16 protein-coding genes are annotated in these 14,526 nt (G+C 64.4%); 8 read left to right on the forward strand and 8 right to left on the reverse strand.

The genetic code is table 11. The annotated features are described in order from the left end of the window. Positions 1-25: 25 nt before the first annotated feature. Complete coding sequence (locus tag BMX36_RS11695) at positions 26-1,567, reverse strand: methyl-accepting chemotaxis protein (RefSeq protein ID WP_093065733.1); 1,542 nt, start codon at positions 1,565-1,567, stop codon at positions 26-28. After that, positions 1,564-1,962, reverse strand: a complete 399-nt coding sequence (locus BMX36_RS11700) for a hypothetical protein (protein ID WP_256210778.1) — start codon at positions 1,960-1,962, stop codon at positions 1,564-1,566. The genes BMX36_RS11695 and BMX36_RS11700 overlap by 4 nt, the downstream gene beginning before the upstream one ends. A gap of 162 nt (positions 1,963-2,124) precedes the next feature. Between BMX36_RS11700 and BMX36_RS11705 the strand changes: the two genes are divergently transcribed. Together BMX36_RS11705 and BMX36_RS11710 are read left to right on the forward strand one after the other, a co-directional pair. After that, the gene (locus BMX36_RS11705; protein ID WP_066775812.1) at positions 2,125-3,510 is read left to right on the forward strand and encodes a DEAD/DEAH box helicase; all 1,386 of its coding nucleotides are present in this window, start codon (positions 2,125-2,127) and stop codon (positions 3,508-3,510) included. A gap of 218 nt (positions 3,511-3,728) precedes the next feature. Beyond that, positions 3,729-3,989, forward strand: a complete 261-nt coding sequence (locus BMX36_RS11710; protein ID WP_066775814.1) for a hypothetical protein — start codon at positions 3,729-3,731, stop codon at positions 3,987-3,989. Positions 3,990-4,137: 148 nt separating this feature from the next. On the opposite strand, the gene BMX36_RS11715 is transcribed toward BMX36_RS11710, so the two are convergent. Then, positions 4,138-4,803 carry a nitroreductase gene (locus BMX36_RS11715; protein WP_066775816.1) on the reverse strand — a complete coding sequence of 222 codons (666 nt, stop codon included), beginning with the start codon at positions 4,801-4,803 and terminating at the stop codon, positions 4,138-4,140. A gap of 81 nt (positions 4,804-4,884) precedes the next feature. On the opposite strand from BMX36_RS11715, the gene BMX36_RS11720 reads away from it, so the two are divergent. From BMX36_RS11720 to BMX36_RS11730, 3 genes are all read left to right on the forward strand, one after another. After that, complete coding sequence (locus BMX36_RS11720; protein ID WP_066775853.1) at positions 4,885-6,090, forward strand: acetyl-CoA C-acetyltransferase; 1,206 nt, start codon at positions 4,885-4,887, stop codon at positions 6,088-6,090. A gap of 152 nt (positions 6,091-6,242) precedes the next feature. After that, positions 6,243-7,025, forward strand: coding sequence for an SDR family NAD(P)-dependent oxidoreductase (locus tag BMX36_RS11725; protein WP_066775818.1), 783 nt, complete (start codon positions 6,243-6,245; stop codon positions 7,023-7,025). A 222-nt stretch (positions 7,026-7,247) separates the two neighbouring features. Then, positions 7,248-7,691, forward strand: coding sequence for an acyl-CoA thioesterase (locus BMX36_RS11730; protein ID WP_093065735.1), 444 nt, complete (start codon positions 7,248-7,250; stop codon positions 7,689-7,691). Between the two features lie 199 nt (positions 7,692-7,890). On the opposite strand, the gene BMX36_RS11735 is transcribed toward BMX36_RS11730, so the two are convergent. Both BMX36_RS11735 and BMX36_RS11740 read right to left on the reverse strand, forming a co-directional pair. Continuing rightward, the gene (locus tag BMX36_RS11735; RefSeq protein WP_093065737.1) at positions 7,891-8,163 is read right to left on the reverse strand and encodes a CsbD family protein; all 273 of its coding nucleotides are present in this window, start codon (positions 8,161-8,163) and stop codon (positions 7,891-7,893) included. Between the two features lie 111 nt (positions 8,164-8,274). Further along, entirely contained in the window at positions 8,275-9,057 is a 783-nt protein-coding gene (locus tag BMX36_RS11740; RefSeq protein ID WP_066775824.1) for a crotonase/enoyl-CoA hydratase family protein, read from the reverse strand. A 102-nt stretch (positions 9,058-9,159) separates the two neighbouring features. On the opposite strand from BMX36_RS11740, the gene BMX36_RS11745 reads away from it, so the two are divergent. After that, positions 9,160-9,597 (forward strand): PaaI family thioesterase, encoded by a 438-nt coding sequence (locus BMX36_RS11745; RefSeq protein WP_066775825.1) that lies wholly within the window; start codon positions 9,160-9,162, stop codon positions 9,595-9,597. Then, a complete protein-coding gene (locus BMX36_RS11750; protein WP_093065739.1) occupies positions 9,594-9,974 on the forward strand; it encodes a PaaI family thioesterase in 381 nt (126 codons plus the stop codon). The genes BMX36_RS11745 and BMX36_RS11750 overlap by 4 nt, the downstream gene beginning before the upstream one ends. On the opposite strand, the gene BMX36_RS11755 is transcribed toward BMX36_RS11750, so the two are convergent. The 3 genes from BMX36_RS11755 to BMX36_RS11765 form a co-directional block, all read right to left on the reverse strand. Beyond that, complete coding sequence (locus BMX36_RS11755) at positions 9,958-11,109, reverse strand: PQQ-dependent sugar dehydrogenase (protein ID WP_371262902.1); 1,152 nt, start codon at positions 11,107-11,109, stop codon at positions 9,958-9,960. The genes BMX36_RS11750 and BMX36_RS11755 overlap by 17 nt on opposite strands. 87 nt (positions 11,110-11,196) lie before the next feature. Further along, positions 11,197-11,637 (reverse strand): VOC family protein, encoded by a 441-nt coding sequence (locus tag BMX36_RS11760; protein WP_218142161.1) that lies wholly within the window; start codon positions 11,635-11,637, stop codon positions 11,197-11,199. Beyond that, entirely contained in the window at positions 11,634-12,938 is a 1,305-nt protein-coding gene (locus BMX36_RS11765; protein WP_093065743.1) for a UDP-glucose dehydrogenase family protein, read from the reverse strand. Before BMX36_RS11765 ends, BMX36_RS11760 begins: the two co-directional genes overlap by 4 nt. A gap of 170 nt (positions 12,939-13,108) precedes the next feature. Between BMX36_RS11765 and BMX36_RS11770 the strand changes: the two genes are divergently transcribed. After that, positions 13,109-14,524, forward strand: a complete 1,416-nt coding sequence (locus tag BMX36_RS11770; protein ID WP_066775830.1) for a sugar transferase — start codon at positions 13,109-13,111, stop codon at positions 14,522-14,524. The last annotated feature ends 2 nt before the right edge of the window (positions 14,525-14,526 follow it).

The raw sequence follows: 14,526 nt of genomic DNA on the forward strand, positions 1-14,526 counted from the left end.
GTTTGAAGCAAGCGGCTCGAGAGCTTCAGGCCGCGTCGCGCTCGCCTGTCCGCAATTGTGTCACGAACCCATCGGTGCTCCGCCGCAACCGGCGGGCATGTTCCGACAATGTGCCTGCCGCCTCACGGACGTGACGCGACAGGCTATCTGCCTCGTTTGCGGCCAAGGCCACGCGGCTGATCCGCTGCTCGATCATGTCCACCCCGCGCGCCGCTTCATGAGCGGTGCGCTCGATTTCGGAAGCCACTTCGCGCTGGCCGCCAACGGCACCCTTGATGTCGCCTGCCGCCGTGGCGACGCGCATGACCGCATCGGCGGCGCCGATGATATTCTCTTCCGTCGCGCGCACACCGTGGCGCACACTTTCGATCAGCGAGACGATCTTGCCGCTGGCGCGCGCGGTGCCTCCCGCCAGCTGTTTCACCTCTCCCGCCACCACGGCAAAGCCGCGTCCTGCTTCGCCCGCACGTGCCGCCTCGATCGTGGCGTTCAACGCCAGCAGGTTGGTTCGCGTCGCGATCTCGTGAATTTCGCCTACCAGGCCGCCGATGTCGCCAGCGCGTTCCGCCAGGTCGAGCACAGCGCCCTTGCCCGCATCGGCATTGCGCTGAACGGCGCCGGTCAGTTCCGCCTGGGCGTTGGCGCTTTCCGCGATGTCGCCGATCGAATCGGTCAGCCGCCGCACGGCACTGGCCACGTCTTGGGTCGCACCAGCGGCTTGCGCGGCACCAGCCGCCACTTCGCTGGCCTGCCGCCCGGCATCGGCAGCGATCCGCGTCAACGTCGCCGCCGAGCCTTCAAGTGCGGAGGCGGCACCCTCGATGGCGATCGCCACGCTGGCGACGGATTGCTCGAAGTCATCCGCAAGCGCCATCAAGGCGCCGCGCCGCTCCTCCGCAAGCTGCGTCTCCGCCCACATGCGACGCTCGCGCTCTCTGGCTGACTGCTCCTCGGCTGCCTTCACCGCCGCCAGCGAGGCCACCGCCCGTTGCCGCTCCGCTTCTGCGACTGCGGCCAGCGCGTCACTTTCCGCGCGCGCCGCGTCCTGCGCCACGATCAGGCGGCGCAGACGAACGGTCAAATAGGTCAGCGCCGCGCATTGCATGCCTACCGCAACCCCGTGGAACAGCACGCGCATGATCGCACCGCCATTGGCGAACACCCAGGAGGGCAGCACATAGGAAAGCAGCAGGTGGTGTAGGCAGATCAGCAGCGACGAAAGGGCGAGTGGTCGCCAGTCGCACATCAGCGCCAGCGCGGAGAGCGCGACGAAGAAGTACATGTGCGCATCCATCTGCCACGGATTTGCGGCCAGCAGATAGACGTAGATCGCCGGCAGGATCGCGGCGAGCACCGCCAGGCTGAGCCGGGTAGCCAGCGCCTGCGGCGCGCGCAGCGCCAATATCAAGGGCATGACATTGGCAAGCGCCGCGGCAACAATCGCGCTTTCGGTGTTTGGCAGGCCAAGCACCTTGCCGCACACGAGCAGAAGCGGAACGCACACCCAGCCGAGCAGCGCGAGGAGGCGGACCGCACGGATCCGCAGCGCATCCAGCGACGAATTCATGGCTGACCTCCGCACACGCTTGCCGGGGCAGCCAATGTCATCACACCCGCGCGCAGCATCGGCCAGAACAATGCATCGCGATCGCCGCGCACGACCAGCCCCTCGGCCGGACCGCGACTGACCAGCAGCGCATCCCTCTCACGGGCAAGGCGCGCAACCGGCGCATCGTTGACGATCGGCACCAGCAGCATCTCGCCGCGCGCCGGTGGCGCAAACGCCAGACACGCCAGGCTGCCGATGCCGAAGCAGATCTGCAGCATGATCAGCAAAGCGGAAGAGTAAGGAATGCGGGTCACATAGCGATTATTGGCGGCAGAACAGTTGAAGCCAGGTAAAGGACGGATTTGGTGCGTTAAATTCACGCACCCCGGCTCGAACCTTGACTTGAGACCCAATTGATCGCATTTGCTGGCGCATCGAGACGTTGGCAGCGTGATCGGGCCTCCGGCCCCGGCTCCGTCTCGGTCGATTGAACCGGCTTCCCATATCACGCGGGGTGTCAATTTCCCCGCTTCTCGTGCGCCGCTTGGCGTGCGAGCCGCTACCATAGGTATATCATGTCATTTTCAGATCTTGGTCTTGCCGAGTCGCTCGTCCGCGCGCTCGAGGCAAAAGGCTATGAGACGCCCACGCCGATCCAGCGCGATTCGATCCCGATCGTGCTCACCGGGCGCGACCTGCTCGGCATCGCCCAGACGGGCACCGGCAAGACGGCAGCGTTCGTCCTGCCCTCGATCCAGCGCCTGCTCGGCAGCGAGAAACGCGTCCTGCCCACCCATGTGCGGATGCTCGTGCTCGCGCCGACGCGTGAACTGGCCAGCCAGATTGCCGACAATGCGAAGCTTTACGCCCGCAATTCGCGGCTGACGGTCGCAACGGTGTTCGGCGGCACCAGCATCAACAAGAATCGTCAGGACCTGTCGCGCGGCGTCGACATCCTGGTCGCCACGCCGGGCCGCTTGCTGGATCTGGTCGAACAGGGTTTCTGCAACCTGACCATGCTCGAGATCCTGGTGCTCGACGAAGCCGACCAGATGCTCGACCTCGGCTTCATCCATGCGTTGAAGAAGATCGTGAAGATGGTGCCGCGCCGCCGTCAGACGCTGTTCTTCTCCGCCACCATGCCGACGTCGATCCGCGAACTGGCCGACAAGTTCCTGCACGAGCCGCAAACGGTGTCGGTCGTGCCGGCCTCGACTACCGCGGAGCGGGTCGAGCAGCAGGTCGTGCTCGTCAACCAGACGGAAAAGCAGGCGCTGCTGACGATCCTGATCCAGGAGGAAGGGATCGATCGCGCGCTGGTGTTCACCCGCACCAAGCATGGTGCCGACCGGGTGGTGAAGCTGCTTGCCGGCAACGGCATCGCCGCCAATGCCATCCACGGCAACAAGAGCCAGCCGCAGCGTGAGCGCGCGTTGGCCGCATTCAAGTCGGGCGAAGTGCCTATCCTTGTCGCCACCGATATCGCGGCGCGCGGCATCGACATTTCGGGGGTGAGCCATGTGTTCAACTTCGAACTTCCCAATGTGCCCGAGCAATATGTCCATCGGATCGGTCGGACGGCACGCGCTGGCGCGAGCGGCATCGCCATCTCCTTCTGCGCCGATGACGAGCGGCCGTATCTGAAGGACATCGAGAAGCTGACGCGACAAAAGGTACCGCAGCGCGCCCTGCCGGCCGATTTCCTGAAGCGCGCCGATGCGCTGAAGGCTGCGCGCGTGAAGGCGATCGGCGCCGACCCTGCCCCGCGTGAGGACCGCCCCCGGCAGCAGCGCGGGCCGGCACGTCCCAAGGCGACGCATGCGCCGACCGCGACGCGCGACTATGCCAATGCCAGTCGTCGCGGCGGCAGCGGTGGCGGTCGCCCGGGTGGCGGCGGTGGCCGCGGTCGGGGTGGTCGTGGTCGCGGCGGCGGCGGCTCACGCGTGACGGCGCAGGGCTAAGACACACCTTGAACAAGGCAGCCGGACCGGTTCTTCCGGAGGTCGGCTGCCTTTCGGGGACAACGCGCCTCACTTTGTTGCCCCCAACCTCTTCGAAGAACGTGTCACCAGCGGCAGCGCTGGGGGTACGGCTTCCACGGGCCGAAATGGCCAAACCTTCATCGCTGCAACCGGACGGCCCGTAATCGGTTGCTTCTCCTCAACACAGGAGAAACACGATGGACATCGCGACGGGCTCTTTGGTGGAACGTATCGCGCGCGTCCTGGCGGGTGAGCGGCTCAGCGCCAACGGCCATGGCGATCAGGAGTCCGCCGGCGGCGCGGTCGACGCTGCCTGGCCTGACCACCGCGACGAAGCCATCGCCGTGCTTCACACCCTGCGGGCGCCGAGCGCGGCGATGGCTGCGGCAGGTGATCCCGCGATCTGGGAACGCATGGTTCTGGCGGCGATCGAAGAGGCGCAACCCGCCACAATTTGACCGAGCCGCTTCGCCGAACGTCGCCGCATCCTTTTACATCATCGCCGCGAAGGCGAGAACCCGAGCGCCGGCGCCTTCGACAAGCCTGGCGATCACGGGTTCTCCCCAGCGGATTGCGGTTAAAGGGCCGATCGCCCGGTAATGATGGTCAGGCCAGTACGGTCAGCCATTCCTCCTCTGGCGCGCGCGGGCTGCGGACCCGGTTCGCCGGCTCGTCTGCATCCTCATAGCCGATCGCCACCCCGCAGAAGAGCATCCGTTCCGGCGGCGTGCTCAGGAAACTTTCCACCGTGTTCGGATACACCGCCCAACATTCCTGCGGGCAGGTGGCGAGACCCTTTTCGACCGCCAGCAGCATCAGGTTCTGCAGATACATGCCAAGGTCCGCCCATTGCGGCGGGCCCATGCGGCGATCCACCGTGACGAAGAACGCCGCCGGCGCACCGAAGAACTGGAAATTGCGCGCAAACCATTGCGCGCGTGCCGCTTTGTCCTCGCGCGGGATGCCGAGATGGCCGTACATGATCTCGCCGATCTGAAAGGTCCGCTTCTTGGTCGCGTCCGTCATCTCGCGCGGATAGATGTCATAGCCGGGCTTTTCCGTTTCACGCCGCTCCAGCTTGCCGCGCATGATCGCCTTTAGCTCGTCCATCTTCGTGCCGGTGACGATGTCGATGTGCCAAGGCTGGATGTTCCCCCCGGTGGCTGCACGCGCGGATGTTAGCGCCAGATCTTTCAGCACGTCCATCGGCACCTCCTTGTCGAGGAACCCGCGGACGGAGCGCCGCTCCCTAACTGCCTCCGATACGTTCATTCGCCTCTCCACCTCTTGCCGTGCGCGCGAAATCGCGCCACATGGGCAGCCGGGATAACATCTGTTATGGAGAGTCGGAAGATGGCCGAGGCGTATATCGTCGACGCAGTTCGGACGGCTGGTGGTCGGCGCGGCGGGAAGCTCGCGGGGGTCCATCCAGTTGATCTGGCGGCGAAGGTTCTGGATGCGATCGTGGAGCGTACGGGAATTCCTGGCGATGCGGTCGAGGACGTCGTCATGGGCTGCGTCAGCCAGGGTGGTGAGCAGGCTGGCCAGGTCGGCCGCAATGCCGTTCTCGCATCGAAGAAGCTGGCTCAGTCGACCCCTGCGGTGACGATCGATCGCCAGTGCGGCTCGTCGCAGCAGGCAATCCAGTTCGCTGCGCAGGCGGTGCTTTCGGGTACGCAGGACGTGGTGATCGCGGCCGGCGTGGAGAGCATGACGCGCGTGCCCATGGGTTCGACCTACAAGCTGTTCTACGACGCCGGGCTCGGCAAGAACAAGTCGCCGGGCCTGGAAGAGAAGTTTCCGGGCATCAACTTCAACCAGTTCGCTGGTGCGGAGATGATCGCCAAAAAGTACGGCTACACGCGCGAAAAGCTGGACGATTTCTCGCTCAGCTCGCACCGCAAGGCGGTCGCCGCGACGCAGGGTGGCAAGTTCAAGGACGAGATCGTTCCGGTCGAGGTGGAAACGCCCGAAGGCAAGGAACTGCACACCTCTGACGAAGGCATCCGGTACGACGCCTCGCCGGAGGGCATGGCCGGCGTGAAGAAGCTGTCGGAGGAAGGCGTGCTCACCGCCGCTTCGTCCAGTCAGATCTGCGACGGTGCGAGCGCGGTGCTGATCGTCAGCGAGGAAGCGCTCAAGAAGTACAATCTCAAGCCACTGGCAAAGATCGTCAATCTCACCGTCACCGCCGGCGATCCGGTCGTGATGCTGGAAGAGCCGCTGTTCGCCACCGACAAGGCGCTGAAAAAGGCCGGTCTCTCGATCGACGACATCGATCTATACGAGGTGAACGAAGCCTTCGCCTCCGTGCCGGTCGCCTGGCTCGAGCATACCAAGGCCGATCCGAACAAGCTCAACGTGAATGGCGGTGCGATCTCGCTCGGCCACCCGCTGGGCGCGTCGGGCACCAAGCTGATGGCGACGCTGGTACATGAACTGCGTCGCCGCGGTGGCCGCTACGGCTTGCAGACGATGTGCGAAGGCGGCGGCGTCGCCAACGTCACGATTATCGAAAACTGCGATTGGCAGGGCGACGTCGCGCAAGCGGCGGAATAACCGGCTCGCATCTGACCCATCGTCGTCCCGGCCATCGCGCCGTGAACGGCGATGGGATCTGCCGTTTCGATATCGATGAAGGCGCCATGTAGCGCCAAGTTCAACCGTGGATGCCGGGACGAGCCTGGCATGACGATCGGGAGGGGATTCCTATGAAACTCGACAATACCATTTCGGCGGTCATCACCGGTGGCGCCTCGGGCCTGGGTGCGGCCACTGCCCGCCAGCTTGCCGCCAAGGGCGTGAAGATCGCGATCTTCGACCTTCAGGAGGAGAAGGGCGAAGCGCTCGCCAAGGAACTGGGCGGCGTGTTCTGCAAGGTGAACGTCACCGACGAAGCATCGGTCGATGCGGGCTTCGCCAAGTCGCGCGAGGCGATTGGCCAGGAGCGTATCCTGGTGAACTGCGCCGGTACCGGCAATGCGATCAAGACCGCCAGCCGCAGCAAGGAAGACGGCTCGATCAAGCACTTCCCGCTCGATGCGTTCAACTGGATCATCCAGATCAATCTGGTCGGCACCTTCCGCTGCATCGCCAAGTCGGCCGCCGGCATGATGACGCTTGATCCGCTGCCGGATGGCGATCGCGGCGCAATCGTCAACACCGCGTCGGTCGCGGCGGAGGACGGACAGATCGGCCAGGCCGCTTATTCCGCATCGAAGGGCGGCGTCGTCGGCATGACCTTGCCGATCGCGCGCGACCTGATGAACGAAGGCATTCGCTGCAACACCATCCTGCCGGGTATCTTCAACACCCCTCTGCTGCAGGGCGCGCCGCAGAACGTGAAGGACGCGCTGTCGGCTTCTGTTCCGTTCCCCAAGCGCCTCGGCGATCCGGAGGAATATGCCGCGCTCGCCACGCTGATGATCGAGAACGGTTATTTCAACGGCGAGGACGTTCGTCTCGACGGCGCGATCCGCATGGCGCCGCGGTGAGCCGCAGGGCGAGCGCGTGCATGCTGCACGCGATCGTGCCCGGGGCCGGCCAGCGCGGCTCGCAACGCCGCGCCTGACGTCACGGAATTTGTTCTCGTGACGTCAGGTCGCCACTCCGTCACGCCGGGCTAGTCCCGGCGTTCACCGTTCTGTAAACCTTCTCGCCGGTGGATACGCGTCCCGGTAGCTGCCGGGACAAGCCCGGCATGACGAGGAAATCGCATGTCCCGCCCCGCGCCCTGGCGCCTCGCCCGCGAAACCTACCCCAAGCACGAGGTGAAGCAGACCCGCTTCCAGGATCTCGACACCATGGGGCATCTCAACAATGTCGCTTACGCCGCCTTGTTCGAGGACGCGCGCGTGCGGATGAACCAGGAACTCGGCCGCGTGAGTCGGGGCAAGATGGCGGAGGGTACGTTTCGTGCCGTCGTGGCCCGCAATGAGATCAATTATCTGGCGGAAGGCAGCTTTCCCGAGGACGTCGACATCGGGATTGGCATTGGGCGCATCGGCAATCGCAGCTTCGAAATGCTCTCGGCCGCGTTCCAGTCGGGGCAATGTATCGCGACCTGCGACACGACCATCGTGATGACCGACCTCAAGGGTGAAAACCTTCCCGCTGATTTCGTCGATCGGTTAAAGAAGGTGCTTGTAACGGGCGGATGACCGATCGCGACGTCACCCCCGCGCCGTTCCGGGTTCACCTGATCCGCTGACCTTACAATCCTTGGCTTTGCGGCACCCCCGGCACCGGGAAGAGCCCGACCGGACGTAATCAAACAAGTGCCGCGAGCGCCGAAGTCTCGGCATTCGCGGCAGTTTAGACACCGGCACAAGGCCTGAATAGCGGCCGGTAACGGCCGCGTCAGCCCTTGCCGCGCAGCGTGCCGAGCGTCGCCAGGCCCAGAACGCCGACCAGCGCCGCCGTGGCCCAAGGGCGCTCCTTGGCGAATGCCTTGGCCTGTCCGACCACTTGCGGCTGGCCGTCGACGCCCGGCGCCATCGCTTTCTGCACCGAACCCTTCAGCTGATCGAACATGCCGCCAGCCTGCATCGAGCGGTCATTGGTCGCGGCGCCGGCGGTCTCCTTGACCTTGCCGGTCACGGTGTTGATGTCGCCAGTGAGTGCGTCAGCCATGATGAATCTCCCGATAATAAGATCGGGAGAGATAACCGACGTACGGGCATTTTGTGCCGCAGCGGCGTCATCCCGGTGCCGTGCCCGGGGATGCCGCGCTGCAGGACGCCTTCAATCCACGAACATCGGCGCGCGCTTCTCCATGTTCGCCTTCACCGCCTCGACTTGGTTCGGGGAGCGCATCAGCTTGATCTGTTCGTCGCTTTCCGCCTGCAGCATGGTGGCCGTATCGCCATCCGCCATCAGGTTGATCAGCCGCTTCGACGCCTTCACCGCATCGGGGTTGCGGCCTGCAATTTCACGCGCCAGCTCGAAGGCAGCGGCGCGGGGATCCTCCGCCAGGCGCGTGATGAAGCCATAGCGTTCACCTTGCTCGCCCGTAAACTCGCGCGCGCTATAGGTAAGGTCACGAAGCACATCATCGCGCGCCAGGGTTCGCCAAAGGGCAAGGCCAGCCATGTCAGGTACCAGGCCCCAATAGGTTTCGCGGATCGACAGGCGCACGTCTGGTCGCGCGATGCGCACACAGGCACCCGACATGATCTGGAACCCGCCGCCCAGCGCGACGCCGTGGACGGCCGCAATGACGGGCATGGGCAGCGCGCGCCAGCCCCAGGCAACGTTCTGAGCGGTGTTCGCCACACCATGGCTGCGCGCGCCCAGATCGTTGCCCGATCCGCCGCCTGCCATGGATGCCATGTCCAGGCCGGCGCAGAACGCCCGGCCCTCGCCCGACAGAACAGCGACCCGGACGTCCTTCATGGCGGAAAGCTTCTCGATCGCCGCGTTCAGCCCGGCGAACATGGCGGGATCGAGCGCGTTCATCTTGTCCGCCCGGTTCAGCCGCACATCGGCGATGCCGCCGTCGACCGATATCGTAACACGCTCTTCCATGTCTCTCTCCCGCGATCTGATACGATCGACTTAGATGAGCCTGCGACGCGCATCAATGCCGTGAATGTTGCACGGTGACCAAGCCGGTGTCACACGGCACGCATGAAGATCGATGAGGCTCTGAGCGACATCTTCGGTATGGAGGATGTGCGGTTCGGCGGGCATGGCGGCCGGCTCGGCATCGCCTATCGCGCGCATGGCGAGGACTGGTGCGAACTGACGCTGCCATATCAGGAAGACATGATTGGCGATGAAGAATCCGGTGTGATCGCCTCCGGCCCGATATTCGCCCTGATGGATATCGCCACCAGCCTTGCCACGATGCGCAAGCTGGGTCGCTTCGTTCCGCACGCGACGCTCGACCTGCGGGTGGATTACCTGCGACCAGCGAAGCCGGGTCAGACCGTGATCGGCCATGGCGAATGCTACGCCATCAAACGGTCGATCAGCTTCGTGCGCGGCCAGGCGCATGACGGGGATCCGATGGATCCAATCGCCCACGTTTCCGGCACCTTCATGTTCCTGGGAGATGGTGCATGAAGCTGCCTCCCTATGCCGATCTTCTGGGTGCCACGCTGGAATGGGAGGCTGGCCTTCCTCTATTGGCCATGCCGTTCAGCCGCGACGTTCTCGGCCGTCCTGGCTTCGTCCAGGGAGGCGCGATCACCGGCCTCATCGAAGTGGCAGCGCTCGCCGCGCTGCGCCATCAGCTTGCCGGCGAAGGCGGCGGGAGGGTCAAGCCGATCAATGTCACGATCGACTTCATGCGCGGTGGTCGCGAGCGGGTCACGTATGCGGCCGGGACCGTGACGAGGCTCGGCAACCGCATCGCCAATGTCGAGGCGATCGCCTGGCAGGAAAGCCGCGACAAACCGATCGCCTCAGCACGGATGAACTACCTTATCTCGCGGGCGTGAGCCGGATCATTCGGCCTTGCGAACCCTGGCCGCCATCTTCCAGCACATAGATCGACCCATCGGGCGCCTGCTCCACTTCCCGGATGCGAGCGCCCATGTCCCACTGATCCCCTTTTCGCGCCTCCGTGCCATCAAGATCGACCCGCACCAGCGCCTTCGAAGAGAGCCCGCCGATAAAGGCGTCGCCTTTCCACTGCGGGAACATGTCGCCGGAATAGACCATCAACCCGCCGGGAGAGATTACCGGCGTCCACCAAACCTTGGGCGCTTCGAACCCGTCACCAGGGCTGTGATCCGGGATCGGCCGGCCATCATAGTGGTCACCGTTTGAGACCTTCGGATAGCCATAGTTGCGTCCGGGAAGCACAAGGTTCAGCTCGTCGCCGCCCTTGGGCCCCATTTCCTGCTCCCACAGATTGCCCGCCGAGTCGAAGGCGATGCCCAGCAGGTTGCGATGGCCATAGCTCCACACCGCGGGATGGAAGCCCTGCGCGGCCAGTGGGTTGCCAGGTGCTGGCTTGCCGTCGAGCGTCAGCCGCAAGACCTTGCCGAGTGTCGCCTTGGGGTCCTGCGCAGGATCGAACTTCTGCCGCTCGCCATTGGTGAAAAAGATAAAGCGACCATCGGGCGAGAAGGCGATCCGGCCCGAATAATGCCCCGCGCCCGGCACCAGCGGCGTCGCGCGGAAAATGATGTCGATCCCATCCAGCGTCTCGGCGCCGGCCTTGGCATCATTCAGGACGCCGCGAGCCAGCACTACCCCCTTGCCGCCCGCCTCCGCCGAGGACCAGCTTAGATACACCCGCTTCGACCGCGCGAAGTCGGGCGCGAGCACCACGTCCATCAACCCGCCCTGTCCTTCGAAATCGGCGGGCAGTTTTGCAATCTCCACGCGGCTCTTGCCGTCGGCAGCGACCAGGAGGAGTTGCCCGTGCTTTTCCGTAACCAGCATTCGCCCATCCGGCAGGAAGGTCATCGCCCACGGATTCTCGAAATCAGCGATCACGGTGCGCCCGAAGGGCTGCGCTGTAGCGGTTGTGGTTGCCGCCTGTTCTCCCGCGGGCACGGAAGCCTCTGGTTCGGCGGAACAGGCAGTGGCGGCCAGCAAAGCGGCAACGAACAGGCTGCGTGAGATCACGATATCTCCTTGGGTCGGCACGACATCAAAATCATTGGAAACGGCCGGCAGTTCCGCTCTTCTGCCGGGCATGCAGCATGGCGCTCAGGCCAAGCCGGGCCGGTCCGCGTCATTTTTCCACAAACCAGGTGTGGCGAGTTCGAGCACGTGCCCGTCGGGATCGTTGAAATACAGGCTGCGCCCACCGGCAGGCCATGTGACCTCCTGAGTGATCGCCACACTTTGCGCGATCAGATACGCTCGCCACCTGTCGTAATCGTGCGCTGCAATCGCGAACGCCATATGCAGCGGCCCGTGGCCGTCATGCCCCGGGATCGTGCCGCGGGGGGTCACGACATCCTCGACGGACTTGCCCCGGGCGAAGACGAGCAACACACCGCCATGCCCCGCGTCGAATGCGGTCAGGCGATCGCTTTCGATCATCGCGACGAGCCCCAGCACATCGCGGAAGAACGCCACCGACGGCGCCATGTCATCGACATAGAGCGCGGTTTCGAGCAATCCCGCGATGCGCGGCCGCGTCACCGGCCGACCGCGCTATAGCTGAAGCCCGCGCGCTCCGCGTCCTGCCGCTCGTAGATGTTGCGGAGGTCGACCAGAACGGGCGCCTTCATGGTGTCCTTGAGGCGAGCGAGGTCGAGCGCACGGAAGGCATCCCATTCGGTGACAATTGCCACGGCATCCGCCCCGTCCGCCGCTTCATAAGGATCACGGCAATAGATAAGCGCCGCCGGCATTACTGCCTTGGCGGCCTCTGCACCTTCGGGATCAAAGGCCCTCACCGTGACGCCAGCGTCCATCAGGCTCTGCACGATCGCGATCGACGGAGCGTCGCGCATGTCGTCGGTATTCGGCTTGAAGGTTAGGCCAAGGATCGCAACCGTCTTGCCGCGAGGATCGTCGCCAAGCGCCGCCACCACCTTGCGCCCCATCGCCCGCTTGCGCGCGTCATTCACCTTTACCACCGCTTCCACGACATGGACGGGCGTGTCGAAATCCTCGGCCGTCTTGAGCAGCGCGAGCGTGTCCTTGGGGAAGCAGGAGCCGCCATAGCCGGGGCCTGCGTGGAGGAACTTGCGCCCGATGCGATTGTCCAGCCCGATGCCGCGCGCCACGTCCTTGACGTCAGCGCCCACTGCTTCGCACAGGTTCGCCATTTCGTTGATGAAGGTGATCTTGGTCGCCAGGAACGCGTTGGCTGCGTACTTGGTCAACTCGGACGTGCGGCGCCCAGTAAACAAGATCGGGCTTTCGCCCAGATACAACGGGCGGTAAATTTCGCGCATTACCTCGCGTGCGCGCTCGTCGTCGGTGCCAATGACGATTCGATCAGGGCGCTTGAAGTCCCCGATTGCTGCGCCCTCGCGCAGAAACTCCGGGTTGGACACAACGGCAAACTCGATGTCCGGCCGGGTTTCGCGCAGGATCTGCTCCACCCGGTCACCGGTTCCGACCGGCACGGTCGATTTGGTCACCACCACCAGCGGGCCCGTCGCGGCACGCGCGATCTCCTCGGTGGCGGCATAGACGTATGACAGGTCCGCATGGCCGTCGCCGCGCCGCGACGGCGTGCCAACCGCAATGAACACCGCATCGGCGCCGGCCACGCCCGCCGCCAGATCGGTCGTGAAGGTCAGCCGGCCCGCCGCCACGTTGCTGGCGACCAGCTGGTCCAGACCGGGTTCATAGATCGGCATGCGCCCGGCATGCAGCGCCTCGATCTTGCTGGCATCCTTGTCCACGCAGCACACTGCATGGCCGAAATCAGCAAAGCACGCCCCAGAAACAAGCCCGACGTAACCCGAACCGATCATCGTAATGCGCATGTGCTGGTGCCCCCTGTTCGACAGCCTGTCCCGATGGCCGGTGCTGCCGCTTCACGCTCTACGTAGTGGACGGGATTTCATCAACCGGCGGCTTTTATGCATCTGGCCGGCGCAACCCTGCATGGGACAGCTTTGCCTTGGCGCCCATCCGGCAGTATGGGGGCGCTCGCATGCATCAGTATCGTAAAAGCGTGAGCGGCGTTCATCGCCTGCCGTCGACCGGCTTCGGCATCGGCCAAGTCAGCACGCGCGATCGCCGAAAGGCGCGCCTGCACTGTTACCTGGCACTGATCTGCAGCGACATCGCAGTGATCGCCTTGTCGTTCATCATGGCGAACACGTTCGTCAATCTGACGGCAGAGATACCGATCGAGCACGGCTTCGTGATGCTGGGGGTGATCCTGCCGCTGTTTGCGTTCCAGGCGAGCAGCAACGGCACCTACGGGGCGGCGACGCTCAACGATGCCAACCTTGGCGCGCGGCGTGCAGCGAGCGCTTTGACGATTGCTGGCGGCGTGGTGCTACTGATCGCCTATATGCTGAAGGCCAGCGCCGGCTTCTCACGCGGCGTGTTCGTGATCGGCTTCGTTGCCTCCTTTGTTCTGTTGATCACGGCAAGGAAGCTTCTGCAGCCGGCAATCCGTCATATGCTGGCAGGTTCAGCGCATACGACGCTGGTGATCGAGGACGGCATCAACTACACCCCTCAGGGCGACGAGGCCGTTTTGACGGCGGCTGCTCTGGGCTTTGAGCCGGGTACCAAGGACCCGCGCGCGTTTCACCACCTCGCCCGTACCGTTGATTGCGCGGATCGGCTGATCATCGCCTGCTCACCGCAACGCGCCGCAGTCTGGGCGCCGGTGCTCCGAACATTGTCCGTGGACGGTGAAATCCTGACAGACGTTCAGGACACGATCGGGGCCATCGGCATCAATCGCATCGGCGAGCATCGGACCATGGTCATCAACGCCGGCCCGATGACCTTTTCGGCGCGGGCGCGGAAGCGGGCGTTCGACATCGTCTTCTCACTTGCAGCGCTGATCGCGCTTGCCCCTGTTCTTCTCGCAACGGCGATTGCCATCCGGCTGGAAAGCAGCGGCCCGATCTTCTTCCGGCAGGAGCGGATCGGGCGCGGCAACACGATCTTTCGCATCTTTAAATTTCGCAGCATGTACACCGATCTGACAGATGCCGCGGCGGACAAGCTGACTCAGGTGGGCGACCCGCGCGTTACCCGAGTGGGCGCCTTCATCCGGCGGACGTCGATCGACGAACTACCGCAGCTTCTGAATGTTCTGACCGGCGACATGAGCGTCGTCGGTCCGCGCCCGCACGCATTGGCGGCGAAGGCAGCCGACGTGCTCTATTGGGATGTCGATGCGCGTTACCGCGAACGGCATGTCATCAAGCCAGGGATGACCGGCCTAGCGCAGGTGCGCGGCTTTCGCGGCAACACACATCAGCTGGAAGACCTCACCAACAGGCTTCAGGCCGATCTTGAATATGTCGCCACCTGGTCGCTGCGGAACGACCTTTCGATTATTCTGCGTACGCTCAAGGTGATGCGGCACGACAACGCGTATTGAAG

It is taken from the genome of Sphingomonas sp. OV641, assembly GCF_900109205.1.
Taxonomy (GTDB): Bacteria; Pseudomonadota; Alphaproteobacteria; order Sphingomonadales; family Sphingomonadaceae; genus Sphingomonas.